Here is a 24495-nt window from a genome sequence, read left to right on the forward strand (position 1 = left end):
CCTCCTTTATTTTTGATATGACGGGTGCCACTTTAACAATCGTTGTTCCGCGATTTTTGCCAGCCAGTCGGAAAGTTTTCCAAGAAGGGCATATAAGACAATGCTCAAAACGACAACGTCAAGTTGCATGAACTCGCGGGCGTTCATGGCCATATAACCAATACCGGAGTTGGATGCAATCGTTTCGGCCACAATCAGGGTTACCTATGTGACCCCGAGCGCATAGCGCACACCGACCAAAATGGAAGGAAGCGCCCCCGGCAGGATCATATGCCAAAAAAGCGCCGGCCCTTTCAGCCCGTAAACCCCCCCCATTTCAATCAGCGCTCTGTCCACCGAACGGATGCCATGAAACGTATTTAAATAGATTGGAAAAAAGGTGCCGAGCGCGACGAGAAACAGCTTCGCCTCTTCCCCGATCCCGAACCATAAAATAACAATCGGAATCAGGGCGAGATGGGGAACGTTCCGGACCATCTGCACGGTACTGTCGAGCAGGCCCTCCGCTTTTTTGGACAGCCCGGTAAACAGCCCGAGCCCAAATCCGATTCCGCCGCCAACCAAAAATCCGACCAGTGCCCGTTTTGCGCTGGCGGCGATATAATCGAAAAGCTGCCCGGATTGTGTGAGGCTCCAAGCCGCTTTTACAACGGCAACAGGGCTTGGGAGCACATTGGATGGCAAAATGCCGGCCGAACTTGCAAGCTGCCAGGCAAACAGCAGGAAAACCGGCACCACCCAAGGCGTGACGTGTTTTTTCAACATCAGAGCGGCCTCCTTACTTTAATACTTTCGGCAGTGCATCATTCGCCACAATCTCGCCGAACGGGCTGATGATATTGGAAGCGGGGGCATCAGGCTGCTCAAGCGGCAGGTACGGGAACAACAGCTCAGCCGTCCGGTACGCTTCTTCAAGATGCGGATAACCGGATAAAATGAACGTTTCAATGCCAAGTTCTGCATATTCCTTCATTCTTTCTGCGACAATTTCCGGGCTACCTACAAGCGCCGTTCCCGCCCCGCCGCGCACGAGCCCGACGCCGGCCCAAAGGTTCGGGCTGATTTCAAGATGGTCCCGGCTGCCGTTGTGCAGGGATGTCATCCGTTGCTGGCCGACCGAGTCAAACCGTGAGAAAATCTTTTGGGACGCTTGGATGAGTTCATCATCCACATACCGGATCAAGTCATTGGCAGCATCCCACGCCGCTTTTTCTGTTTCCCTGACAATGACATGGAGCCGGATGCCGAAACGCACTGTCCTTCCTTGTGCTGACGCCAGTTTTTTGACATGGCTGATTTTTTCCTTTACTTTTTCCGGCGGCTCGCCCCAGGTCAAATAGACATCGACATGTTTTGCCGCCACTTCCTGCCCGATTTCCGACGACCCGCCGAAATAAAGCGGCGGATAAGGCTGCTGCACCGTCGGGTAGAGCAGTTTGCTCCCTTTTACGTTTAAATATTTGCCTGTAAAATCGGCTTCCCTGTTTTCGAGCAAGTTCCGCCAGATTGTCAGAAATTCATCGGTCAGTTCATAACGTTCGCGGTGGCTGAGATGGAGACCGTCCCCCGCCAGTTCAACCGGATCCCCTCCGGTGACAACATTGATGAGCAGCCGCCCTTCAGAAAACCGGTCAAATGTTGCGGCCATTCTCGCTGCCTGCGATGGAGACATGATCCCAGGCCGGACCGCAACGAGGAACTTCATTTTTGAAGTAACCGGAATCAGGCTCGAGGCCGCCACCCATGCATCTTCGCAAGATCGTCCGGTTGGGAGCAGCGCCCCGGTGTAGCCGAGCTGGTCGACCGCTTGTGCCACTTGCTTTAAATAATGATAAGTGACGGCCCGCCCGCCGGTTGTTACCCCTAGGTAGCGCGAATCGCCATGCGTCGGTATAAACCAGAATACTTTCATGTATCATTTCCCCTTTCATTTAGTCGGATAAAAAGGCTTCTTTCACTTTGATTGGTTTCGGAATTAACTTCAGTTTGTAAAATTCATTTGCGATTTGCTGCTGGCCCTTAATCGTTTGCGCTGTGATTTTTTCAACGCCAAACTGTTTGCGGCTGAGCGCCAGTTCCAATGATTTTTTATCCATTCCAATCTGCGGCGCCAGGAATTCAGCCGCCTGCTTTGGATTTTTCTCCACCCATAGGTCTGTTTTCTCAAGTTGTTTAAAAATCACTTGGAGAACGTCCGCATGGTTTTGTGCAAACGGCTTTGCTGCCAGGAAAAACTCCCGGTTCTCGACAAGGCTGGTGCCGTCCACTATGGTGCGGGCTTTCGTTGCCAGCTGTGCATCAGCCAAAAACGGATCCCAGATCACCCATGCATCGACATCCCCTTTTTCAAATGCAGTGCGCGCATCGGCGGGCGCCAGAAAAACCGGATGGATGCTGCTGTAGGAAATGCCGGCTTTCTCCAATGCCCGTACAAGCAAATAGTGGACATTCGAACCCTTATTCAACGCAATTTTTTTGCCTTTTAAATCTTTGAGGCTGTGAATGTTGGAATTTTTCGGGACAATGATGGCTTCCCCTTTTGGATTGCTGGCCGAATTGGCAAAATATACGAGCGGCGCCCCTACCGCCTGGGCAAAAATGGGCGGCGCTTCCCCCGTGTGGCCAAAGTCCAGGCTCCCCGCATTCAGCGCTTCCAAAAGCTGCGGGCCGCCGGGAAACTCCGTCCATTTTACGGAATAGCCGAGCGGTTTCAGTGCTTTTTCAAGTGTCCCTTTCGCTTTTAAAATGTTTAAGGTCCCGAATTTCTGATAGCCAATCCGGACCACTTTGCCGCTTTTTGCGCCCGGTTTTGCCGCCGCTGCATCCTCTTTTGCGGTGCTGCATCCGCTAATGAGTAAAAAAATGGCTGTGATCAGCAGCAAATAGACCGGCACCAGCCGCTTTCCTTTTTTTAACATTTCCCTCTCTCCTTTCCTGTTTTATAGCATTATGTAGGAGGTACACATGGGCACCGTCTCCTTTCCTATCATTCCGATTTATTTAGTGGGTATAAGGCCGCAAAAAAGGCCCCTCATCTTTTAAATAAAGTGAGGAGCCTTCGGTTGACCGGCCGGCTTCAAAATATTTCAATTGTCTTTCCACATCTGTACCCGTCAGATGTGGTTTCCCGTTTGAAAGGTTAAATTCATTTTAATTCCACTATTCCGACATGTAAAGTATTATTATATTTTTTTAAGATTCGTGCTGGCCGCCGGCATCGGGGTGGATGGTGCACTTTCATGAAAACCTTTGACAATTGTAAAAAAATCAGGTAAAGTACCAATGTACGAACGTTTATTGAGTTATATTCAAATAATATTCGTTTTTAGGGGTGTAAGACCATGGATACAGTGTTTGATTATGAAGATATTCAGCTGATTCCGGAAAAATGCATTGTAAACAGCCGGTCGGAATGTGATACGAGTGTGGAATTGGGCGGGCGGAAATTCAAGTTGCCTGTTGTGCCGGCTAATATGCAAACAATTATAGATGAAAAAATCGCAGTCTACCTTGCGGAAAACGGATATTTTTACATTATGCACCGTTTTCAGCCGGAAAAGCGGCTTTCGTTTGTAAAGGAGATGAAGGAACGCGGGCTTTATGCTTCTATCAGCACAGGCGTCAAGCCGGAAGAATATGCATTTATTGAAGAGCTGGCTACAAGAAACCTGGAGCCGGAGTATATAACAATTGACATTGCACATGGCCATTCGAATGCCGTGATTGATATGATCCATCACATCAAAAAGCATTTGCCGGAAACCTTTGTCATTGCCGGAAATGTCGGCACGCCCGAAGCTGTCCGGGAACTGGAACATGCCGGGGCAGACGCCACAAAAGTCGGGATCGGGCCGGGGAAAGTATGCATTACAAAAATTAAAACCGGGTTCGGAACAGGGGGCTGGCAACTGGCGGCATTGCGCTGGTGTGCAAAGGCGGCAAGCAAGCCGATTATTGCGGACGGCGGGATCCGCACGCACGGCGATATCGCCAAATCGGTCCGGTTCGGGGCGACAATGGTGATGATCGGCTCCCTTTTCGCCGGGCACGAAGAATCCCCGGGTGAAACGGTTGAAATGGACGGAAAACTTTACAAAGAGTATTTCGGTTCGGCATCGGAGTTTCAAAAAGGGGAACGCAAAAACGTCGAAGGAAAAAAAATGTACGTGGAATACAGGGGCCCGCTTCAGGATACGCTGAAAGAAATGGAAGAAGACTTGCAATCTGCCATTTCCTATGCCGGCGGCAACAAACTGGCGGACATCCGGAAAGTGGACTATGTCATCGTGAAAAGCTCCATTTTTAACGGGGACCGGGTATATTAACGCCCGCCACAGTTGAACCCATCATATGAATGTCATAAGGGACTCTTTTTGTGCAAACCTCAAATTCCTTCATTATAGGGTTGCTTGCTAGCTCGTTTCAGAGAGACAAAAATTGGGTGCGGCACAAATATTCGGCTTCGGCAGTTAATGGCCACAAATATCGCCATTCCCGGGGGCATTATAAAGGCACGGTTTCCTCACGAAGGCGTTAAAAAAGGATATGAGCCCGATTGAAGCCCATATCCTTTCGCTTTTACTTGAGCTGTAAATGTTTTTCCCTGACTTCTTTCGTCGCTTGGACAAGATTTTTAAGCGCAGGAATCGTTTCTTCCGGTTTTCTTGTCTTCAGGCCGCAGTCAGGATTGATCCAGAATAATTTAGGGTCAATCACGCGAAGCGCACGTTCAATGCTCGTCTTGATTTCCTCGACACTTGGTATTCTGGGGCTATGAATGTCATAGACACCGAGGCCGATCCCTTTATCGTACTGATGGTCTTCAAAAGTGGAAATGATTTCCCCATGGCTTCTGGCAGCCTCGATTGAGATCACATCAGCATCCAGTTGGTCGATGGCATCAATGATTTCATCAAATTCCGAATAGCACATATGTGTATGGATTTGGGTGCTATTCTCCACATAGCTGGTTGCCAAACGGAAAGCATAAACAGCATCATGAAGATACTTTTCTTTTTTCTCCTCTTTTAATGGCAACCCTTCGCGAATAGCCGGTTCATCTACTTGGATCATCCGAATCTCATTTTCCTCAAGGGCCTGAATTTCTTTTTTCAGGGCAAGCGCAATTTGATTGATGACATCAAATGGGCGAATATCATTTCGAACGAATGACCAATTATAAATCGTAACAGGGCCGGTGAGCATGCCTTTGACCGGCCGGGTTGTCAGACTTTGGGCATAGGTGCTTTCTTTTACGGTCATTGGCGATTCCAGGTCCACATCGCCAAAAATAATCGGCGGCTTGACACATCTGGAACCATAGGATTGAACCCAGGCAAAACGGGTAAAAGCGAAGCCACGAAGTTTTTCGCCAAAGTATTCGACCATGTCATTCCGTTCGAATTCACCATGGACGAGCACATCGATGCCGAGGTCTTCCTGAATTTTAATCCATTTTGCGATATTTTGCTGAATGAATTGCGCATACTGGCTTTCCGTCCATTCACCCTTGCGCCATTTTTGCCTGGCTGAGCGGATCTCTTTGGTTTGCGGCAGGCTGCCAATGGTTGTCGTCGGCAGAAGCGGCAGTTGCCACTTCTTTTCTTGTATGGCCTGCCGCTTGGAAAATGGCAACGGACGTGCTGGCATGCTATTTCCAAGCGATTGAATTTCCGCTTTAACCGAATCAATGTTTCGATGTGATGAGCGGTTTAATGCCTGTATCGCTTCTTTGCTTTCTTTTATTTCTTCAAGAATGGCATCGCGCCCTTCATTCACGCCTTTTACAAGTGCCACGACTTCTTTCAGTTTTTCATCTGCAAAGCTGATCGCATTTTTTAAAACAGGCTCCAGCTCGTTTTCTTGGCGGACCGTGACGGGAACATGCTGTAAACTGCAGGATGGCTGAATCCAAAGCCGTTCCTGATCCACAAAATGGAGGAGATCATTTACTTGATGTAATGCTTCATCCAGATCGGTGCGCCAAATATTTCGGCCATCTACCATTCCGGCGGCAAGCACTTTATCTTCCGGAAAACCGTATTTTTTAAGTGATTCAAGATTTGCGCCGCCATCATATACAAAATCAAGGCCAATCCCTTGGACAGGGAGGGCTGTTACGTCCTGATAATGATCAATAGATTCAAAGTACGTTTGAAGTAAAATATTCAAATTGGGAACAGCTTGATGAAAAGCTTCGTACGTTTCTTTAAAGCAGCCAAGCTCTTCCTTGTCAAGCGTTGTCGAAAGAATGGGTTCATCGACTTGAATCCATGTTGCTCCCGCTCTTTGAAGATCAGCAAAGACTTCGATATAAAGCGGGATAAGGGAGCGCAAAAGATTCGGGAAGTCCTTCTTTTCAAACCCTTTTGATAGTTTTAACAAGGTAACGGGGCCCACAATAACCGGCTTTCCGTCAATATCCAGCTCTTGCTTCGCTTCAAGATAAAGATTGAGCAAACGATTTTCAGTAATATAAGGTTGAGTGCCGGCGTTTATTTCCGGGACGATGTAATGGTAATTAGTATTAAACCATTTTGTCATCTCGGAAGCAACCGCGTCAGAATTGCCGCGGGCTATACTAAAATATGTATCTAAGCTGACAGCGCCGTTTTGATGGTGAAACCGTTCAGGGATAAGGCCGAAAAGAACTGAAGTATCGAGAATATGGTCATATAAGCTAAAATCACCGATAGGAATCAGATCGATCCCGCTATTTTTTTGCTTTTCCAAATAACTCAAGCGCAATTCCTTTACCCGTTTTAAAAACGCTTCTTCAGAAAGCTTTTTTGACCAAAATTGCTCGAGCGCCTGTTTCCACTCCCTTTTTTCTCCAATTCTGGGGTAACCTAAGTTGGAACTTTTTACTTTTGACATCGTTCTCCTCCTTGTTCGTGACCCTGTATAAGGGGTTCTGCCGCGAAGTTATGAAAAAATACCGAAGTTATGAAAAATACTGAAGTTATGTTTCTTATTGTATACAGGCTGGTGCCTGAATGCAAGGAAAAATTGGATTCGGCGAATACGTTGGTGATTATTTTCGAGGGAAAATCGTTCGAAATGCCATTTTAAACGGTAAAACCGTACGAATTATCTTTATGCATTCCAAATAATTGCAGGAATCCGCTGCATATAAGTGCATGCTGGTCCCGCATATCGCCGCACAAAAACAGGCAGCAAACATGTTTGCTGCCTGTTTTTGGCTTACATATCGTCTTTGGAAAATGCGCCGGGGAGGAGTTCTCCGACAGTGGTTAGCCGCCTGTCGCCTTTTGTGTTGACAAGCAGGACCGGCATATCTTTCCCGCAAAATTCGCTCATCACTTGGCGGCATGCCCCGCATGGCACAATGGGTTCATCCGTATCGCCGGCGATGACCATGTATTGAAATTCCCTTTCCCCTTCGGATACAGCTTTAAAAATAGCCGTTCTTTCCGCACAGTTGGATAATCCGTATGATGCATTTTCAATATTGCATCCTAAATATTCCTTCCCGCTTTTTGTAACAAGGCAGGCACCGACCTCAAAGTGGGAATAAGGAACATAGGCGGCTTTCCGGATTTCAATGGCATCTTTGACCCATTTTTCAACATCCATGTCTCGCACTCCCTTTCTTAATCGCTTAAGATTTGCACCGGCCCGACAGCCAAAACGGGCGAACCCCCGCTTACGATTCGCTCACAATTTTCACGCCAGAGCTGGCCCCGATTCTTGTCGCGCCGGCTTCAATCATGGCTTCCGCTTCTGCTTTTGTATGGATTCCGCCCGAAGCTTTGACGCCGGCTTTGTCCCCGACTGTTTGCCGCATGAGTTTTACATCCTCTACCGTGGCACCCCCTGTTGAAAATCCGGTTGACGTTTTGACAAAATGGGCGCCAGCCTTGACAGACAGCCTGCAAGCCAATTCTTTTTCTTCGTTTGTCAATAAGCAGGTCTCAATAATGACCTTGACCAATTTTCCTTGTGCCGCTTCCACGACCGCACGGATATCCGCTTCCACGGCTTCTGTATTGCCGCTTTTCAATGCGCCGATATTGATGACCATATCTATTTCATCCGCACCGTCCTCGATTGCTTTTTTCGTTTCAAAGGCTTTTGTCTCAGCCGTTGTGGCGCCAAGCGGGAAGCCGATGACGGTGCAGACTTTCACATCTGTTCCAGCCAGCTCTTTGGCAGCCAATTTCACCCAGTAAGGATGAATGCAGACAGATGCAAAATGGTATTGTGCAGCTTCTGCTGTTAATTTTAAAATGTCTTTTTCGGTTGCTTCCGGTTTTAATAAGGTATGATCAATATACGCTGCAAGGTTCGTCATAAAATTTCCCCTTTCAATAGGATCGATTATTCTGTAATGATTTTATGGATCAGTTTTGGTTCCTCGCCGTGATCGGAGATGGTGATATTGTCGTATATTTTTTCCTTTACTTCTTCGACTGCTTCCCGGTTTGCATAAATCGTGGCGAGCGGTTCCCCGGCTTCTACCCGATCCCCGACTTTTTTCCGCAAAACGATTCCGACTGCAAAATCAATTTTATCTTCTTTCGTGGCGCGTCCTGCCCCCAGCATCATTGCCGCAACCCCGATCTGGTCTGCAACCATTTTGGAAACGTACCCGGAAGTTTTTGCCGGGAGATCGATCGCATAATTCGCTTGCGGCAGTTTTTCCGGATGGTCAATCACAGAAGGATCCCCGCCCTGGTTGGCGACAAATTTTTTAAACTTTTCAAGACCGGCGCCATTCGCGATGGCTTCTTTCAGCATCTTCCTTGCTTCTTCCAATGTCGTTGCTTTTCCGGCAAGCACCACCATCTGGCTGCCGAGCGCAAGCACCAGTTCCGTTAAATCGTCAGGGCCTTCTCCTTTTAGCGTATCGATGGCTTCTTTTACCTCGAGGGCATTCCCGATGGCATATCCGAGCGGCTGGGACATATCGGAAATCACGGCCATGGTTTTGCGGCCGACATGGTTGCCGATCCGGACCATTGTTTCAGCGAGGCGGATGGCATCTTCTTCATTTTTCATAAAAGCGCCGGCGCCTGTTGTGACATCTAAAACAATGGCATCTGCACCCGCAGCAATTTTTTTGCTCATGATTGAACTTGCAATCAGCGGAATGGAGTCCACCGTCGCAGTGACATCCCTGAGTGCGTACAACTTTTTATCAGCGGGGGCCAGGTCGGCGGTTTGTCCGATAATCGCGACTTTTTCCCGGTTCACCAAATCAATAAACTGGTCTGTCGTAATTTCAACATGAAACCCTTGAATGGATTCCAGTTTGTCAATGGTACCGCCTGTGTGCCCCAAGCCCCGGCCCGACATTTTCGCTACCGGGACGCCGAGTGCTGCGACAAGAGGGGCCAGGACAAGCGTTGTTGTGTCACCGACACCGCCGGTTGAATGTTTGTCCACTTTGATGCCGTGGATGGCGGACAGATCAAGCGTTTCCCCGGAATGGACCATCGCCATGGTCAGATCCGCGATTTCACGGTCTGACATATCCTGGAAATAGATGGCCATAGCCAGGGCGCTTGCCTGATAATCGGGAATGGTGCCTTCTGTATACCCCTTCACAAAAAAGTTGATTTCTTCTGTTGCCAGTTCTTTGCCGTTCCGTTTTTTCTCAATAATATCGATCATCCGCATGGCTCGTCACCTTTCTTTTCAGCGTAGTTCGTTCAAAAAGCTGGTCCCGATTTTGGGCGCACGGACACCGAAGTTCTCTGCGACCGTTGCGCCGAGATCGGCAAACGTCTGCCTTACAGGAAGGGCGCGGCCTTCTTTAAAACGCGGGGAGTAGACAAGCAGCGGCACGAATTCCCGTGTATGGTCCGTTCCTTTAAACGCCGGGTCGTTTCCGTGGTCAGCTGTAATAATCAGTAAATCTTCTTCCGACAGTTCCGGCAGCACTTCATCCAGCCGTTTGTCAAACGCTTCAATCGCTTGTCCGTAACGGATCGGATCACGGCGGTGGCCGTATTTCGCGTCAAAGTCGACAAGGTTTGTAAAACAGAGGCCGTGGAACGGTTTTTTCAGTTCGTCTACTAATTTATCCATGCCGTCCATATTGCTTTCCGTGTGGAATCCTTTTGTAATCCCGTGACCGCTGAATATGTCGTTGATTTTGCCGATGGCGATGGAATCCAGCCCGCTGTCTTTGATAAAATCCATCACAGTTTCTTCCGTTGGTTCCAGCGTAAAATCTTTCCGGTTGGATGTTCTTGTAAAATTATCGGCGGACGTTCCGACATACGGCCTTGCAATGACGCGCCCGATCCGGTAAGGCTCATCAATCGTCAGCCCCCGCGCATATTCGCAGATTTTGTACAATTCTTCAAGCGGGATGATTTCTTCATGGGCCGCAATCTGGAGAACAGAATCCCCGGAAGTATACACAATCAGCTCCCCTGTCTCCATTTGCCTTTCACCGAACTGCTTAATGATTTCCGTGCCGCTTGCCGGTTTGTTCCAAAGCACTTTGCGGCCGCTAAAATCCTCGATTTTTTTTATCAATTCATCCGGGAAACCTTCCGGAAACGTGTGCAGCGGGCTTGTGACAGGAAGGCCCATCATTTCCCAGTGGCCGTCCATACTGTCTTTCCCTGCAGAAATTTCCTGCATTTTGGTGAAGAAAGCTTTCGGATGCTCCTGAACCGGCACCCCAACGAGCGGATTTTCTGGACGGATATTGGACAATCCCATCGCTGCCATATTCGGGACGTTGAGCCCGTTCATTTTTTCGGCAATATGGCCGAGTGTGTCGCACCCTTCATCGCCGTACTTTTCTGCATCGGGCGCTTCTCCAATTCCGACCGAATCCAGTACAATAATCGATACTCTTTTAAATTTTTCTGCCATCATTGTTCTCTCCTTTATGCCAAAACATGGTTTGAAAACTCACTTGCCTCATTTGCTGGTACTGCTCAGGCACCCCGTTGTGAAAACAGAATGACAGCCACATTGAAAGGTTTACCTGAAAAAACGGTTGGCCGGCAGGCAGCAAGGAAGACCCGGAAAACGCGGTAAATATTTTTACCTGCTGTAATCGCTTCCTTTCGCCCCCATCATAGCCCTCTGTTTTTTCTTTGTCAATATCTGGGACACAGCGATATTGGGGGCGCCTGTTTTTTCGCGCGTTGCGTCCATTCAGGATTGGCTTTATTGCAAGCCGGCAATCCGGAAAATCCAGCCAATCAGCACACCCGTTTTCCGCGGACCTTTTATCCCGGCATTTGTATTGCGCTATGTTGCTTGGCTATCACAATGCAGGAAACCGCATGCCTGTTTTCTTCTTTTATCGGAACCCCTACTTTATCCCTGTTCCATGCCCAGCAATTGTTTGGCGGTATGTTGATCGGTAATCAATACATTTGCATAGCCGGCTGTAAGTGCCGTATGGGCAGGAAGGACTTTCCGCCTGCCGCCCGCAATGAGGATGGACCATTCTTTTTTGCGCAGTTCCGCAAGTTCAATGCTCACCGTCCGCCTGTCAATCGACGTGTCGCATATCTTTCCGTTTCGGTCTATAAACCGTGAGCACACATCCCCGACCGCTTTTTCCATCAGTTTTTCTTTTTCTGCTTCGGTAAAATAACCGAGCTTAAACAGCAAGGCCTCTTCATCTGCAGCCCCGACCGTAAAAATGGCTGCCTGGGCTTCCCTGCCTTTCTCTATAATTTTTTTGATGGATTGATCTTGCATGACGATTTCCATGGCTTCCGCCTTTTCAAACAACAGCGGCAACGGAAAATAGACAGGGAGCGTCTGCAGGGCATTGCCGAAAAGCATTAACGTTTCCCATGCGTACGTGTTTACATGCGAGAAACTCGTCCCGCCTTTTAACTGTACCACTTCTGCCCCTTTTACATGCATTTTCGGAAGTTTTGCCGCGACCTCATAGATGGTCGATCCCCAGCTGATGCCGATACTCATACCGTTTCGGATCAACCCGCTTAAATATTCGGCCGCCCGGATGCTCACATAATGCAGAATGGTTGCCGGATCTGATGCAGGTGAAAACGCGACACACGCCTCTTTCAGGCGGTATTTTTCGGCCAGCTGCTGCTCGAGTTGCTGCAAATCCACGAAAGGGTCCGCAATTTTAATTTGCACATATCCTTTTTCTCTCGCGTATTGCAGCAATCTGGAAACCGTCGGGCGTGATATTTTCAAATGTTCAGATATCTCTTGCTGGCTGTAGTTCAATTGATAATAGAGCTCTGCCACTTCAATGCTTAACTTGCTTTTCTCCATTTCTTTCTTCATCAGGTTCCCCTCCCCGGCCTGACACGAAAATGGCGCTTTGTGTAAAATTTTTTTGGAAATTCGTGCAGCGCGGCAGCATGGCTTGGCATGCAAACATGCAGCAGCCCTTTCTGCCTTTATTTTAACCATTCTTCTTTTCATTTGGCAATCGGGTTTGTGAAATTATTTTCATGTCCGCGTTTACAAAATTTTTCGGGCGTGTTATATTGGCACTAGAATTCAAGATGCATCTTGGTTTGACTATCTTTTCACCTTTTTCAACAATTCAGGCATGCTGCATCCGGCCATTTTTACGGATGACAATTTCAGTAAAGGAGCATCATAAAATGAGCACACATATTGGCGCAAAACAAGGCGAGATTGCTGACACGATCCTGTTGCCGGGAGACCCGCTCAGGGCGAAGTATATTGCGGAAAATTTCCTTGAGAACGCGGTATGCTATAACGAAGTGAGAAATATGTTCGGATTTACGGGAACGTATAAAGGCAAAAAAGTATCGGTCCAAGGCACAGGCATGGGCATTCCTTCCATTTCGATTTATATCACGGAACTGATGAAGGATTACGGTGTGCAAAATTTAATTCGTGTCGGGACATGCGGCGGCATTCAAAAAGATGTCAAAATCCGCGATGTCATTCTAGCCATGGGGGCATCGACCGACTCCCAAATCAACCGGAAAATTTTCGGTGCAATGGATTACGCACCGCTGGCAAATTTTGACTTGCTGAAAAGCGCATACGAAAGCGGCGTGGAAAAAGGATTGAATTTGAAAGCCGGCAATGTGTTCAGTGCAGATTTATTCTATGATGACTACGCTGACCACGAAAAATGGGCACAATACGGCATTTTGGCCGTAGAAATGGAAACTGCAGCCCTTTACACGCTGGCAGCCAAATATGGCAGAAAAGCACTGGCAATTTTAACGGTCAGCGACCACCTGTTAACAGGGGAAGCGACAACGGCCGAAGAACGCCAGACTACATTCAATGACATGATCCGCGTTGCTTTAGATGCTGCTGTAAAGTAAGCAAAAAATGTTGCCGGCCGGTTTATCGGCCGGCTCTTCTTTTTCCCGGAATCTATTGCCCTTCCTGGTTTTTCTTCCCTTTCCTGTAAACTGAAAATTTAATCTTTGAAAATAATTTTATGTTTGCGTTTATAATTGTTCAATTCAGTGTTATATTCACTTTGTGAAACAGAACACAGCCACCATGTTTTTGTATGATTTTTTTCCGAAAACATTTGAAGTTTCAGATGTAACCGGAAGCGTACAAGGGACATGCTGAAAGCTTCATAAATGTTTTGTTTATCTTAATGGAAAGAAGGTCTGTGCCATGTTCGGATATTTGCTTCTCAACATCGTTGGCATTTTGGTATTTATTGGCGTCGCTTATTTATTGTCAAAGGATAGAAAGAATATTCATTGGAAATCCATTTCCGTGATGGTTATCCTCAATATTTTCCTGGCCTGGTTTTTAATCCGTTTTCCGGTAGGGCGCGCCATGGTGCATGGGGCAGCATACGGTTTTAACTGGCTCGTGCAGACGGCTTACGACGGCATCGGGTTTGCATTTTCCAGCTGGGTGCATGTCAAGCAAATGGACTTTTTCGTCAGTGCGTTGCTTCCGATCCTGCTCGTCGTTCCTTTATTTGACATTTTAACTTATTTCAATGTATTGCCTTGGATTATCGACAAACTCGGATGGATTTTGTCCAAAATTACCGGCCAGCCGAAATTCGAGTCGTTTTTCTCTGTTGAAATGATGTTTCTGGGCAATACGGAAGCGTTGGCGGTTTCCAGCCTGCAAATTAAAAAGAACAGCTCGGAGCGGAATTTAACGCTGGCGATGATGTCGATGAGCTGCATTACCGCGGCTATTGTCGGGGCCTATACACAAATGGTGCCGGGACAGTTTGTGCTCTCTGCAATTCCGCTCAATATTATCAACACCATTATTGTGGTCAACATCCTGAACCCTGTAAAGATAGATCCGGATGAAGATAAAGTGGTGGAAGTCAAAAGAGAAGAAAAAGAACCTTTCTTTTCTTTCCTTGGCGACTCCATTCTGGCAGCGGGCAAATTGATTTTGATCATTGCCGCTTCTGTTATCGCTTTTGTCGCACTTGCCGCATTGATTGACAAACTTCTGATGCTCATAGCCCCTTGGCTGACACTGGAATCGATTTTGGGCATCATCTTGTTCCCGTTCAGCTTTTTGCTCGGGCTGCCGGCAGACCAGGCTTTCCATATGGCACAATATATGGGGACAAAGCTGGTTACCAATGAATTTGTCGTAATGGGTGAAATTGCGCCAAAAGTCAATACGTTCGCACCACATTTCCGCGCCGTCCTTTGCACGTTCCTGATTTCTTTTGCGAACTTCTCGACGCTGGGGATGGTGATCGGTGCGTTTAAAGATTTGTCGGACAAGGCCACCGTCAACCATATTTCGAAAAATGCAGGCTATTTAATCCTTTCCGGTATCCTTGTCTCACTCATGAGCGCCGGCTTTGTCGGTTTGTTTGTATGGTGATAGGATGATCATGTGTAAAATTTCCCCTGAAAACAGGGAGATTCGTTCCGGAAGAATAAATATAAAAAAATCCGTGCACCCTTCCTGTTCGCGGATGGGGTGTACGGCTCTTTAGATGAGGTCTCCTTCTCTATCTGATACCTGGACAGATGGTGAAGAGGTGTCGAAGGAGCCGCTCGTTTTCCGACTTGTTGCTGGCTTTTCATCTTTCTGCTGTTTGAAAAAACGGTTTCTGTCTGTTCATGCCGGCGGGAGGTGTAGCAAACATCCCGTTCTAAACAGGGCGGTTGCCAATAGAACATACAAATAAAAAGGGAATGAATCAAAATGTCTCATCACCAGCTCTATCATGATCGCACGCTGTCTTCCGGCCGGCCATCCTTATGGCAGGCCTTTTCTGATAAATCCATTGTAAAAAGGGAAATCACAGCCGGAATAACCGGTTTTTTTGCCATTTCGTATATCATCATTGTGAATCCGATGATTTTGGCGGATGCCGGGATTCCCGTCAACTTGAGTGTATTTGCCACCATTTTATCTTCCGTGGCTGGCTGCCTGATTATGGGGTTTTGGGCAAATGCACCCATCATCCTGACGCCCGGAATGGGAGTCAATGCCTTTTTTACGTATACGATTGTGGTCAATATGGGATTGCCATGGCAACAAGCGCTTGCGATTTCCATGCTGGCCAGTGTGCTGTATATGCTTGTGGCTTTTACAAAACTGGGCACAGTGTTATCGGCGGCCATCCCGGCTTCCTTGAAAACCGGCATTACAGTCGGAATCGGGTTGTTTCTTGTTGAAATCGGGCTGGAAAAGGCATCTTTGATCCAGCCGGGGAAAGCTTCATTAATCGAACTCGCCTCTCTCACCAATCCGAATGTCCTTCTTTTCTTGTTCGGCCTTTTTGTCAACTTGATGCTTTTTATCAAAAAAGTTAACGGCGGATTTTTGATCGGCATTGCAGTGACAGCTATTACCGGCATCCTGTTTGGCATCCGCGGCAGCGAATCCGCGCATGTGTCCTTATCCAATTTTACGGGCTATGGCGCGATTGTTGGGAAAGGGGATTTCTCACACCTGCTTTCTCTCCCGTTTTTGCTTGCAGTCTTTTCCATGTCGATGATCCTTATTTTTGAATCGATGGGCATGCTGGAAGGAATCCTCCCTGATAAAAGGAATTTCAAACGGACTTTCGAAGGGAGTGCTGCGACAAGCTTGATTTCGGGTATATTGGGCACAAGCCCGACCGTTGCCGCTGCAGAAAGCGCGGCCGGAATCGAAAGCGGCGGCAGAACGGGGATCATGGCGGTAACAGCCGGCATTCTGTTTGCCTTATCGCTTTTCTTTACGCCGCTGTTGGGTTATATTCCGCAGGCTGCCATTGCGCCGATTATCTTCATTACCGGCGCAATCATGATGCAGCAGTTAAAAGACCTTCATTTCGATGATTTCAGCAGCTGGTTTCCGGCATTTTTGATCATCGTGCTGATTCCTTTTACGTCCAGTATTTCCACCGGCCTTTCTTTTGGTTTTGTAGCTTGGCCCGTTCTGAAAATCCTGGAAGGGAAGGCAAAAACATTGCACCCTGTAATGATTTTATTAGGGGCTTTATTTCTGATCAACTTGATCTGCAGTGCTTTATTATAATAGGAAGAAAAGCGAAAAACCCGTCAGGAAATGAACTTTCCAGGCGGGTTTTTTTGAGGCGCCGCGATGCCGCGGGAGAACATTTCGGATAGGAAAATTCCTGGAAAATCAAACAGTGTCCCGCAAGCCGGCTGGCAGCGGGACACTGTTTGATTTGCTACAATTTTTCTCCGTTTGTTGCACGCTGACGATCATTGCCCTGCCCAGACACCCCTGTTGAAAACATTTCTGACTGCAGCCCATGCCGTTTTGCCCTTCATCCGTTCGCCCCGTCTTAGTGCAGGGCTCCGCCTGTTTCCACCAGATCTTTTTCGGTCGTGGCGGAGACGGAAACAGCAATTTCAAGCGCTTTGACGATCGTTTCAAGGGACATGCTTGGAGCGCCTGTTTCGGTTGTTTGTTCCGGAATATAAGGCACATGGATAAAACCTGCGCGGGCCGATATGTTGTTTTTTGCCAGATGGTGCATGACGCCGTAAAACAGGTGGTTACAGACAAATGTGCCTGCTGTGTTGGAGACAGCAGCCGGGATTCCCGCCTCCCGCAGCTGCCTCGTGATCGTTTTAATCGGCAGCGTTGACCAATAAGCCGCGGGGCCGTCCGCTGCAATCGGGTCGTCAATGGGCTGATTATGCTGATTGTCCGGGATGCGGGCATCATCGATATTTATCGCCACACGTTCCGGCGTGATTTGCGTGCGCCCCCCTGCCTGCCCGACGCAAATGACAACATCGGGCTTTTCGCGTTCAATGGCCTCAGCAGCGATCCGGATCGATTCGTGAAATACGGTCGGCACTTGCTGCGTGACAATGTGAATGCCTTCCATATTTTTTCCGTCCAATTGCTTGATGGCTTCCAGGGCAGGGTTTACTTTATCCCCGCCAAAAGGATCAAAACCGGTTAAGAGTACTTTTTTCTCCATTTTCCTCTCCTCCTTCAATAAAGTGCAATGATCTCTCGTTTAATCTCGTATTCTCCAAATTTCAAATGGATATAAGCAGGGTAAGGCCCAGCCTCCTATTTGACTAACAGATACATCAATACAATGTTAAATGCAAGTGTCAGCAACGCGGTTGGCACTTGTACACGGATGACATGGTTTTTATCTTTTAAATCAAGCAGCGCAGCCGGCACAATATTAAAATTTGCTGCCATCGGGGTCATGAGCGTGCCACAGTAACCGGCGAACATCGAAAGGGCTGCAATCTGGTCCGCATTGGCACCGAACCGCTCGATCAAAAACGGAATCGCAATCCCGGCCGCCATCACCGGAAAAGCGGCGAACGCATTGCCCATGATCATCGTAAAAAGTGCCATCCCGACACAGAAAACAAACACGACCCAGAAAACCGAATTTTCCGGAATCACTTTTGTAATCAGGCCTGACACCACTGTACCGACCCCTGCTTTTGTAAAAATGGTACCGAGCGTCGCCAGCATTTGCGGAAGGACAACAGCCCAGCCGATTGCTTCCAAAAGGCGCCGTGATTCTTTAAACGTGGTTTGCGGGCGGCTTTTTGTCAGCATCATTGCGGTAAGGATGGCAATCATACACGCCACCCCGAGCGCGACAAGCGTCGGATTGGAAGGATCCAGCAAAAGACGCGAGCCAATTTTTACATTGGCCAGCAATTTTGAGCCCAATACGGTTAAAACCGGGATGAGAATTGCCGGCAGAAAAAGCTTGTTTCCCAACCGCTTGCGGCTTTTTTCCCGCTCATCCGCACTCACCCCGTTGTAGCTTCCCTTTTGCAGGCCGCCAAATGCGACAATTGCCACCATGGCAAGCACCATTAACCCGGTGTAAAAAGGCGGGATCACTTTTCCAAACAAGAGTGTAACGGCATAAATCAGGTAAAAAAGGCCGGACGGGATGCGCCTGCTGTTTGCCTGATCAAAAAAAGTGTAGGCAGAGCAGAAAAAGCAAACGATTCCCATGATGATATAAATCCACTCAGTTGAAATGATCATTTTTCCACATCCTTGCTTCCGGTTTTTCCAAGCTTGCGGTCCAGTTTCCGGTCAAAGAGACGGAGCCGGATGGAATGGACGATAAATACAAATATGGCTGTCGGCAACCCCCAAAGCGCCATCGAAATCGGATCCGCTTTAATGCCGTTTTGGTCAAAAAATCCTTTCATTAAAAGAATGGCGCCGACCGCAACAAAGATATCTTCTCCGAAAAACAGGCCGATATTATCGGCAGCAGCCGCCTGGGCACGGATTTCTTCTCTGTCTTCTTCCGGAACATCGCCGTATTTTGCTTCCGCCGCCCCTTCAGCCATCGGCGCGATGAGCGGCCGCACTGTCTGCGGGTGCCCGCCAAGGCTGTTCAGGCCGAGTGCTGCGGCAATTTCACGGATCAGCAGATAAAACGTGAGGATTTTACCGGCCGTTGCTGCTTTGATTTTGGAAACGAGATGTTTCGCCTGTTCCTGCAACCCGCTTCTTTCCAAAAGGCCGATCACCGGCAAGGTAATAATTAAGATGGACATATAGCGGTTTGTTGTAAAAGCTTCCCCGAATTGCGTAATCAGTTGTTTCAGCGGGAGGCCCGCGATCAATCCGGTGACAAGGCCCGAAACGGTCACAACGACCAGCGGGTTAAATTTGAGTGCAAATCCAATGATAATCAGTGCAACACCGATCAATACCATACCCGTTCACTCCTTTTCTATATACAGATAGCCCCCGCCCGTACTTTTTGTTCTGTAATCTTTAAGGCGGGGGAATTCACGTGTGATGGGAAAATGTATAATTTCAATCTGCAGCAGTTCCGCGGTGATTTGTTAAACCAATCGGGCATATGCCGTTGTGCTGCTTGTTTTCTGCCAGCAGTTGGTTGGGCCCGGCTTTGCGAGGGAAGGTTATGAATGTTTAACCCTTGCAGACTCGGGAAATATATTGGTCATAGCATTGGGCCCGGTTTTTCGCGGAGAGACTGCGATTTTTCGGGATAAGCCGTTATGCTGCTTTCCTCCCGTTCCAAGGGTGGCGGCCGGAATTCCAGTTGGCGCCACCCTGTTCAGCTCAAATGGCTGATTTTTTCTATCTTGATTCCTTCCCGTTCAAGCGACTGGCGGATAAATTCCGCGAATGCAAGCGCCTGTCTGCCGTCGCCGTGGATACAGATTGTATCCGCACGGACGCTGACATCTTCTCCTTGCACGGAGGTGACCACGCCTTCTTTGATCATCCGGATCACCTGTTTTGCCGCCGTTTCACGGTCTTCAATCAAGGCATTCGGTTCGCGCCGCGGTGTCAAAGAGCCATCTTGTTGATAAGTCCGGTCGGCAAAAACTTCGCTCGCCGTCTTTAAGCCGGCTTTCTCTCCGGCTTTCACAAGTTCCGAGCCGGCAAGCCCGAATAAAATCAAGCCGGGGCTGACGTCATAAACCGCCTCCGCAATGGCTTCGGCGAGTCTCGCATCTTTGGCTGCCATATTGTAAAGTGCGCCGTGCGGTTTTACATGCCGGACGGTACTTCCTTCCGCTTTTGCAAACGCAGCAAGGGCACCGACCTGGTAGATGGTCATATCATAAGCCTCTTGCGGGGAAATTTGCATATTCCGGCGCCCGAACCCCATCAAATCCGGGAGCCCGGGGTGCGCGCCGATCCCAATCCCTTTTTCAGCCGCCATCCGGACCGTTTTCCGCATCACAGCCGGATCGCCGGCGTGAAAACCGCACGCAATATTGGCGGAAGTGACCAAATCCAGTATTTCTTCATCTCTCCCAATGGTATAGGCACCAAAACTTTCGCCCATATCACAGTTCAGATCAACGCTCAGCATGCGTGCCCCTCCTTCTCGCCTGATAGGCAATTGTTCCCTTCAACATGCGAATTTGTTTTTCTCTTTCTATATAAAGCAACTGTGCTTCCTGCAACGTTATTTTTTTGAACCTGAGCTTATCACCCGGCTTCAGCTGGGCGAGTAACGGCAAATCTACAAAAGCAACCTGGGCGATTTTCGGATATCCCCCTGTCGTTTGCCGGTCTGCCAACAGGACAATCGGCTCCCCGCCGGACGGCACCTGGATGGTTCCAAAGCTGACACTTTCAGATAACATCTCCTGCGCCGCTTTTACCGCCAGTTTCGGACCTTCGAGGCGGTACCCCATCCGGTCGGAATTTTGCGAAAGGCGGTATGGTTCATGGAAAAATGTTTCAATACTTTCTGCGGCAAATAAATCGTGATGGCGGCCCGGAATGACCCGGATCGTTGGAAACGGACTGTAATCCGGCAGCATGTTTTTCGATACAGACCATGCCGGCGGGTATTCAAGAGATGCAGCCAGTTGCCTGCAGACTTCCCCGGGAGTCCCGGTTTCGAGCACATCGCCCGCCTGGAGCGCCCTGCCGTTGAAACCGCCTATCCTTGCGCGCAAATAAGTTGACTTGCTTTTCAGCACTTCCGGAACAGATATCCCGCCGGCCACTGCCAAATAGACGCGGCAGCCGGTCCCGCCCTGCTTCAGTCTGAGTTCACTGCCGCTTTTCACTTTCACGGGGCGCCATAGCCCGACCGGTTTCCCGTCCAAAACAGCATGGAACCCGCTGCCGCAAATGGCAATCAGTGTATCGTTCTGAAACTCCAGCACCGGCCCTGTGAGCGTAATTTCCAGTGTTGCTTCATTTTCCGGATTGCCGGCAAGCAAGTTTGCGACTCTGTGGGCAAAAGCATCCATTGCCCCGCTTTGGACAACCCCGTATTTTTGGTAGTGCCGCCCGAGATCCTGCACCGTTGTCAGCATGCCCGGTTTGATGATTTTAATCATGACGGCATCTTCTCCAGTTCCTGGTATTCTTCAAGGCTCACCGGCCGGAAGCGGATTTTGTCGCCCGCTTGCAGGAGGCTTGGCCCATCCCGGTCCGGCCGGAACAGTTTGACAGGGGTCCGGCCGATGATTTGCCAGCCTCCGGGTGTTTCGATCGGATAAATCCCGGTTTGTTTCCCGGCGATTCCGACCGATCTTTCCGGTATTTTGAGCCTCGGCGTTTTTTTCCTTGGCGCTGCGATTTTTTCAGGCATGCCGCCGATATAAGGAAAACCTGGTGCAAATCCGATCATGTATACGGTGTAGTCGCCGGAAGCATGGATGCGGATCACTTCTTCAGGCGTAAGGCCGTTGATGCGGGCAACATTTTCGAGATCCGGCCCGAATTTGCCGCCGTAGCATACCGGGATATCGACTGTGCGCGGTTCCGGGATAAATGTAGGCTGCGCTTTTTCAAGAAGCCGGGTGAAATAGCGGGATACATATCTGTAGGGATATTCGCCAAATTTTGCATAAACTTTGAAAGGGTCATACAGAACGGTGACTGTTGTGTAGGCGGGAATATATTCAATCATCCACGCAGGCGCCGCTTTTTCGATTAATGAAACGATCGCCCGGATTTTCCTGTGGTTTGCAAGGCTGATTTCTTTCCCTGCTTCAATCAGGATTGCGCCGTCGCCTTCCGGAAACAATTGAAAATCCATATAGACGCCTCCATCCTTGTATTCATTTAAAAAGATTATTATCATATAATAACAAATGTTTTCTATTTTGTCACTGAAAAAACCCAGCCGGTAATGCCACAGCATTTCGTTTTGATTTGCTGCAAGAAAGAAGTAGCAGTTGGCTGCTTTAACGTTTTTCGAACCCTTTGTTTAAGCAGCGCAACCGTATCCGGTTTCAAGATTGTTTTTTAAAAAATCTGTCTCCCGGCAAACCGGTTGCGGGAAGCTTGCGGATGGAAAAGCCGTGCTGATAGCAGGCGTTTTGACAGCCATGAGAATAATATTTTGTGATAACTTTGGAAAGTATTTCTATATTTAAATTATTCACTTTGTAAACATTTATATTTCAAAGTATACACCGGCATTAAGGGATAAGGCAACGATTGCGCATGTGCACGTTTCCCCCATGGTAAACCATCGGACCGAATGCTTGTTCTGACTTTGTAATGTTCTTCGATGGCGCTGCGTTAGAAACGCAAGGGGGCTGCTGAAAAAGTGTGCTTGGTAATCTTTCTCGCTGGGTGCCGCACCCCCTGAAGCATGGGCACCTATATTAAAAAATTGCGTCGGCTGATTTTCATCCCTTTGCCGGTGCTGCACTCTTTGCAGCACGGTTCTGCGCCGGGCACCCCCACCATGCCAGGTGGAAAATGCGGCATGGACATATTCGAAGAAGAGCTTCTGTTATTTCTGGTATAGAAACAAATTGAATATTCTTGCTGAAACGTTCTATAATGAAGTTACCTGTTTTTGTATGTTAGAAATGGGGAGGGACTTCCTTTGGATAAACCGAAATTGTGGACGAAAGACTTCATTATGATTTCTTCCACAAATTTTTTTACGCACGTTGTATTTTACTTGTTAATGACCAGTATTGCCATGTATGTCACAACCGCCTACCATGCAAGCCAGGGGATGGCAGGGCTTGCGGCGGGAATATTTGTGCTCGCTTCGCTCATTGCACGGTTATTTGCCGGGAAATATTTCGACAAAATCGGCCGCAAGCAGATGCTGGTCAGCGGATTGGTTGTTTTTCTGGCGGTGATGTTGCTTCATTTTAAAGCTGACAGTCTCCTGTTTTTGATGGTTTTGCGCTTTATCCAGGGAGCAATGCACGGCGTGATTACGACAGCGGCCGGCGCCATTGTCGCGGATATCATCCCGAATGAACGGCGCGGGGAAGGCACCGGCTATTATGCGACAAGCATGAATCTAGCGATGGCGATCGGGCCGTTTTTAGGGATTCTGATTACCCGGTTTGCCGATTTTCAGATGATCGTGCTGGTGTCAAGCATCATTGCATTCATCGATCTGATTTCTGCCATTTTGTTATCCGTTCCAAAACCGGCGCCTGCGAATGCACAAGTGAAGGAAATGGCCCGTTTTAAAGTAAAAGATTACTTTGAACCGGCTGCCGTGCCGATTTCTGGTGCAGTTTTTGCGGTTACGCTTGCCTATTCCAGCGTGCTGTCTTTCTTATCTTTGTATGCAAGGGACATTGGACTAACCGGCGCCGCCACTTATTTTTTCCTTGTATATGCGGCAGCGCTCGTCATTACAAGGCCTTTCACAGGCAGATGGTTTGATGAACGCGGGGAAAATGTTGTCGTTTACCCGCTGTTTATTTTGTTAATTGCCGGTTTCGTCCTGCTCAGCCAGGCGCACAGCGGATGGATGCTGCTTTTGTCAGGAGCTTTGATCGGGATCGGTTACGGCACCGTGCAGTCCAGTTTCCAGGCAATTGCCATTCAGCTTTCGCCGCCGAACCGGAAAGCCCTGGCAACTTCGACGTTTTTCATTTTTCTTGACCTGGCAAGCGGATCTGGGCCTTATCTGCTCGGGACAGTTGCCGGTTTGATGGATTTCCGGATGTTGTATCTTGCGGTTTCGGGCTGGGTTGTCCTGTGTATTGCCGTTTATTATGCCGTCCATGGGAGAAAAGCAGCAGCCAGCAAAAACACAACAGCAGCAGAAAGTAAATTTTAACAGGAGGGGTTGCACATGGCAGAACATCACTTTCATTTAAAAGCAGACTGGCCGGGGCTTCGCAATGATACAGGGAACATCGCATGCGGAAATCTGGTGGCAAAAATTTCCATTCCTCCGGAGATGGGCGGTCCGGGTGCCGGCACAAATCCGGACGAAATGTTGCTCGGGGCTGCCGCAACATGTTATATCATTACGCTGGCGGCGATGATGGAACGCAGCAGCCTGGAGAAAGAAAGTTTGACAATGGCATCAGAAGGGATCGTCGATGTGACCGGCGGCGTATTTACGTATAAAAAGATCATCCACCGGCCGGAAATTGTGCTGAAACCGGGCGCATCCGAGAGCGACGTCCGGCTCGCGCGGAAACTCGCGGAAAAAGCCGAAAAATCATGCATGATCAGCCGGGCCATTCAGGGAAATGTGGAAATGGAGCTTGAAGTTACGGTGAAAACAGCCGGCTGACTGGAACGGCAGGCAACTGTGAAAAAAGAAAAAGGCTGCCCTGCTGTTTGGGAAGCCATTGGAAAAGTGATTTTGCATGTCAGTATACAACATAT

At 48.5% G+C, this 24495-nt stretch carries 20 protein-coding genes and 1 pseudogene; 6 read left to right on the forward strand and 15 right to left on the reverse strand.

The genetic code is table 11. From position 1 onward, the window contains the following. Positions 1-6: 6 nt before the first annotated feature. The 3 genes and pseudogenes from ssuC to NSQ19_RS13270 all read right to left on the reverse strand — a co-directional run bounded on the left by ssuC (position 7) and on the right by NSQ19_RS13270 (position 2918). Positions 7-765: pseudogene (gene ssuC / locus NSQ19_RS13260) on the reverse strand (aliphatic sulfonate ABC transporter permease SsuC). A 13-nt stretch (positions 766-778) separates the two neighbouring features. Further along, positions 779-1912, reverse strand: coding sequence for an FMNH2-dependent alkanesulfonate monooxygenase (gene ssuD / locus NSQ19_RS13265; protein ID WP_340703000.1), 1134 nt, complete (start codon positions 1910-1912; stop codon positions 779-781). Positions 1913-1931: 19 nt separating this feature from the next. Continuing rightward, complete coding sequence (locus NSQ19_RS13270) at positions 1932-2918, reverse strand: sulfonate ABC transporter substrate-binding protein (protein ID WP_340703001.1); 987 nt, start codon at positions 2916-2918, stop codon at positions 1932-1934. 423 nt (positions 2919-3341) lie between these two features. Between NSQ19_RS13270 and guaC the strand changes: the two genes are divergently transcribed. Next, positions 3342-4325, forward strand: a complete 984-nt coding sequence (gene guaC / locus NSQ19_RS13275) for a GMP reductase (RefSeq protein ID WP_061574654.1) — start codon at positions 3342-3344, stop codon at positions 4323-4325. Positions 4326-4578: 253 nt separating this feature from the next. Here guaC and metE read toward each other — a convergent pair whose 3' ends face one another. The 6 genes from metE to NSQ19_RS13305 all read right to left on the reverse strand — a co-directional run bounded on the left by metE (position 4579) and on the right by NSQ19_RS13305 (position 12261). Beyond that, positions 4579-6876 carry a 5-methyltetrahydropteroyltriglutamate--homocysteine S-methyltransferase gene (metE, locus tag NSQ19_RS13280; protein WP_340703002.1) on the reverse strand — a complete coding sequence of 766 codons (2298 nt, stop codon included), beginning with the start codon at positions 6874-6876 and terminating at the stop codon, positions 4579-4581. 327 nt (positions 6877-7203) lie between these two features. Continuing rightward, positions 7204-7596 (reverse strand): cytidine deaminase, encoded by a 393-nt coding sequence (locus tag NSQ19_RS13285; RefSeq protein ID WP_013860534.1) that lies wholly within the window; start codon positions 7594-7596, stop codon positions 7204-7206. A 70-nt stretch (positions 7597-7666) separates the two neighbouring features. Then, on the reverse strand, positions 7667-8314 hold the full coding sequence (deoC, locus tag NSQ19_RS13290) for a deoxyribose-phosphate aldolase (protein WP_340703003.1): 648 nt from the start codon (positions 8312-8314) through the stop codon (positions 7667-7669). Between the two features lie 26 nt (positions 8315-8340). After that, positions 8341-9642, reverse strand: coding sequence for a pyrimidine-nucleoside phosphorylase (locus tag NSQ19_RS13295; RefSeq protein ID WP_340703004.1), 1302 nt, complete (start codon positions 9640-9642; stop codon positions 8341-8343). Between the two features lie 18 nt (positions 9643-9660). Continuing rightward, on the reverse strand, positions 9661-10854 hold the full coding sequence (locus NSQ19_RS13300; protein WP_017554393.1) for a phosphopentomutase: 1194 nt from the start codon (positions 10852-10854) through the stop codon (positions 9661-9663). Positions 10855-11307: 453 nt separating this feature from the next. Beyond that, positions 11308-12261 carry a sugar-binding transcriptional regulator gene (locus NSQ19_RS13305; protein WP_340703005.1) on the reverse strand — a complete coding sequence of 318 codons (954 nt, stop codon included), beginning with the start codon at positions 12259-12261 and terminating at the stop codon, positions 11308-11310. 326 nt (positions 12262-12587) lie between these two features. Here NSQ19_RS13305 and deoD point away from each other — a divergent pair, with 326 nt between their 5' ends. The 3 genes from deoD (at position 12588) to NSQ19_RS13320 (ending at position 16446) form a co-directional block, all read left to right on the forward strand. Next, positions 12588-13289: a purine-nucleoside phosphorylase gene (gene deoD / locus NSQ19_RS13310; RefSeq protein WP_013860540.1), complete on the forward strand. Its 702-nt coding sequence runs from the start codon at positions 12588-12590 to the stop codon at positions 13287-13289. A 307-nt stretch (positions 13290-13596) separates the two neighbouring features. Then, complete coding sequence (locus tag NSQ19_RS13315) at positions 13597-14796, forward strand: NupC/NupG family nucleoside CNT transporter (RefSeq protein ID WP_340703006.1); 1200 nt, start codon at positions 13597-13599, stop codon at positions 14794-14796. A gap of 327 nt (positions 14797-15123) precedes the next feature. Beyond that, positions 15124-16446, forward strand: a complete 1323-nt coding sequence (locus tag NSQ19_RS13320; RefSeq protein ID WP_340703007.1) for an NCS2 family permease — start codon at positions 15124-15126, stop codon at positions 16444-16446. A 274-nt stretch (positions 16447-16720) separates the two neighbouring features. On the opposite strand, the gene pcp is transcribed toward NSQ19_RS13320, so the two are convergent. The 6 genes from pcp to pxpB all read right to left on the reverse strand — a co-directional run bounded on the left by pcp (position 16721) and on the right by pxpB (position 21928). Continuing rightward, positions 16721-17368 (reverse strand): pyroglutamyl-peptidase I, encoded by a 648-nt coding sequence (gene pcp / locus NSQ19_RS13325; protein WP_161655669.1) that lies wholly within the window; start codon positions 17366-17368, stop codon positions 16721-16723. A 95-nt stretch (positions 17369-17463) separates the two neighbouring features. Further along, positions 17464-18417 (reverse strand): DUF979 domain-containing protein, encoded by a 954-nt coding sequence (locus NSQ19_RS13330; protein ID WP_019721583.1) that lies wholly within the window; start codon positions 18415-18417, stop codon positions 17464-17466. Then, a complete protein-coding gene (locus NSQ19_RS13335) occupies positions 18414-19103 on the reverse strand; it encodes a DUF969 domain-containing protein (protein WP_013860546.1) in 690 nt (229 codons plus the stop codon). Before NSQ19_RS13335 ends, NSQ19_RS13330 begins: the two co-directional genes overlap by 4 nt. Before the next feature lie 368 nt (positions 19104-19471). Further along, positions 19472-20239 (reverse strand): LamB/YcsF family protein, encoded by a 768-nt coding sequence (locus NSQ19_RS13340; RefSeq protein ID WP_013860547.1) that lies wholly within the window; start codon positions 20237-20239, stop codon positions 19472-19474. Continuing rightward, positions 20226-21224: a 5-oxoprolinase subunit C family protein gene (locus tag NSQ19_RS13345; protein ID WP_340703008.1), complete on the reverse strand. Its 999-nt coding sequence runs from the start codon at positions 21222-21224 to the stop codon at positions 20226-20228. The genes NSQ19_RS13340 and NSQ19_RS13345 overlap by 14 nt, the downstream gene beginning before the upstream one ends. Then, a complete protein-coding gene (gene pxpB, locus NSQ19_RS13350) occupies positions 21221-21928 on the reverse strand; it encodes a 5-oxoprolinase subunit PxpB (protein ID WP_017554682.1) in 708 nt (235 codons plus the stop codon). The genes NSQ19_RS13345 and pxpB overlap by 4 nt, the downstream gene beginning before the upstream one ends. Positions 21929-22729: 801 nt before the next feature. On the opposite strand from pxpB, the gene NSQ19_RS13355 reads away from it, so the two are divergent. Then, the gene (locus NSQ19_RS13355; protein WP_013860550.1) at positions 22730-23935 is read left to right on the forward strand and encodes an MFS transporter; all 1206 of its coding nucleotides are present in this window, start codon (positions 22730-22732) and stop codon (positions 23933-23935) included. A gap of 15 nt (positions 23936-23950) precedes the next feature. After that, positions 23951-24400 carry an OsmC family protein gene (locus NSQ19_RS13360; RefSeq protein ID WP_013860551.1) on the forward strand — a complete coding sequence of 150 codons (450 nt, stop codon included), beginning with the start codon at positions 23951-23953 and terminating at the stop codon, positions 24398-24400. Positions 24401-24495 lie beyond the last annotated feature (95 nt).

Source organism: Weizmannia sp. FSL W8-1119 (assembly GCF_038008605.1).
Lineage (GTDB): Bacteria > Bacillota > Bacilli > Bacillales > Bacillaceae_C > Weizmannia > Weizmannia coagulans.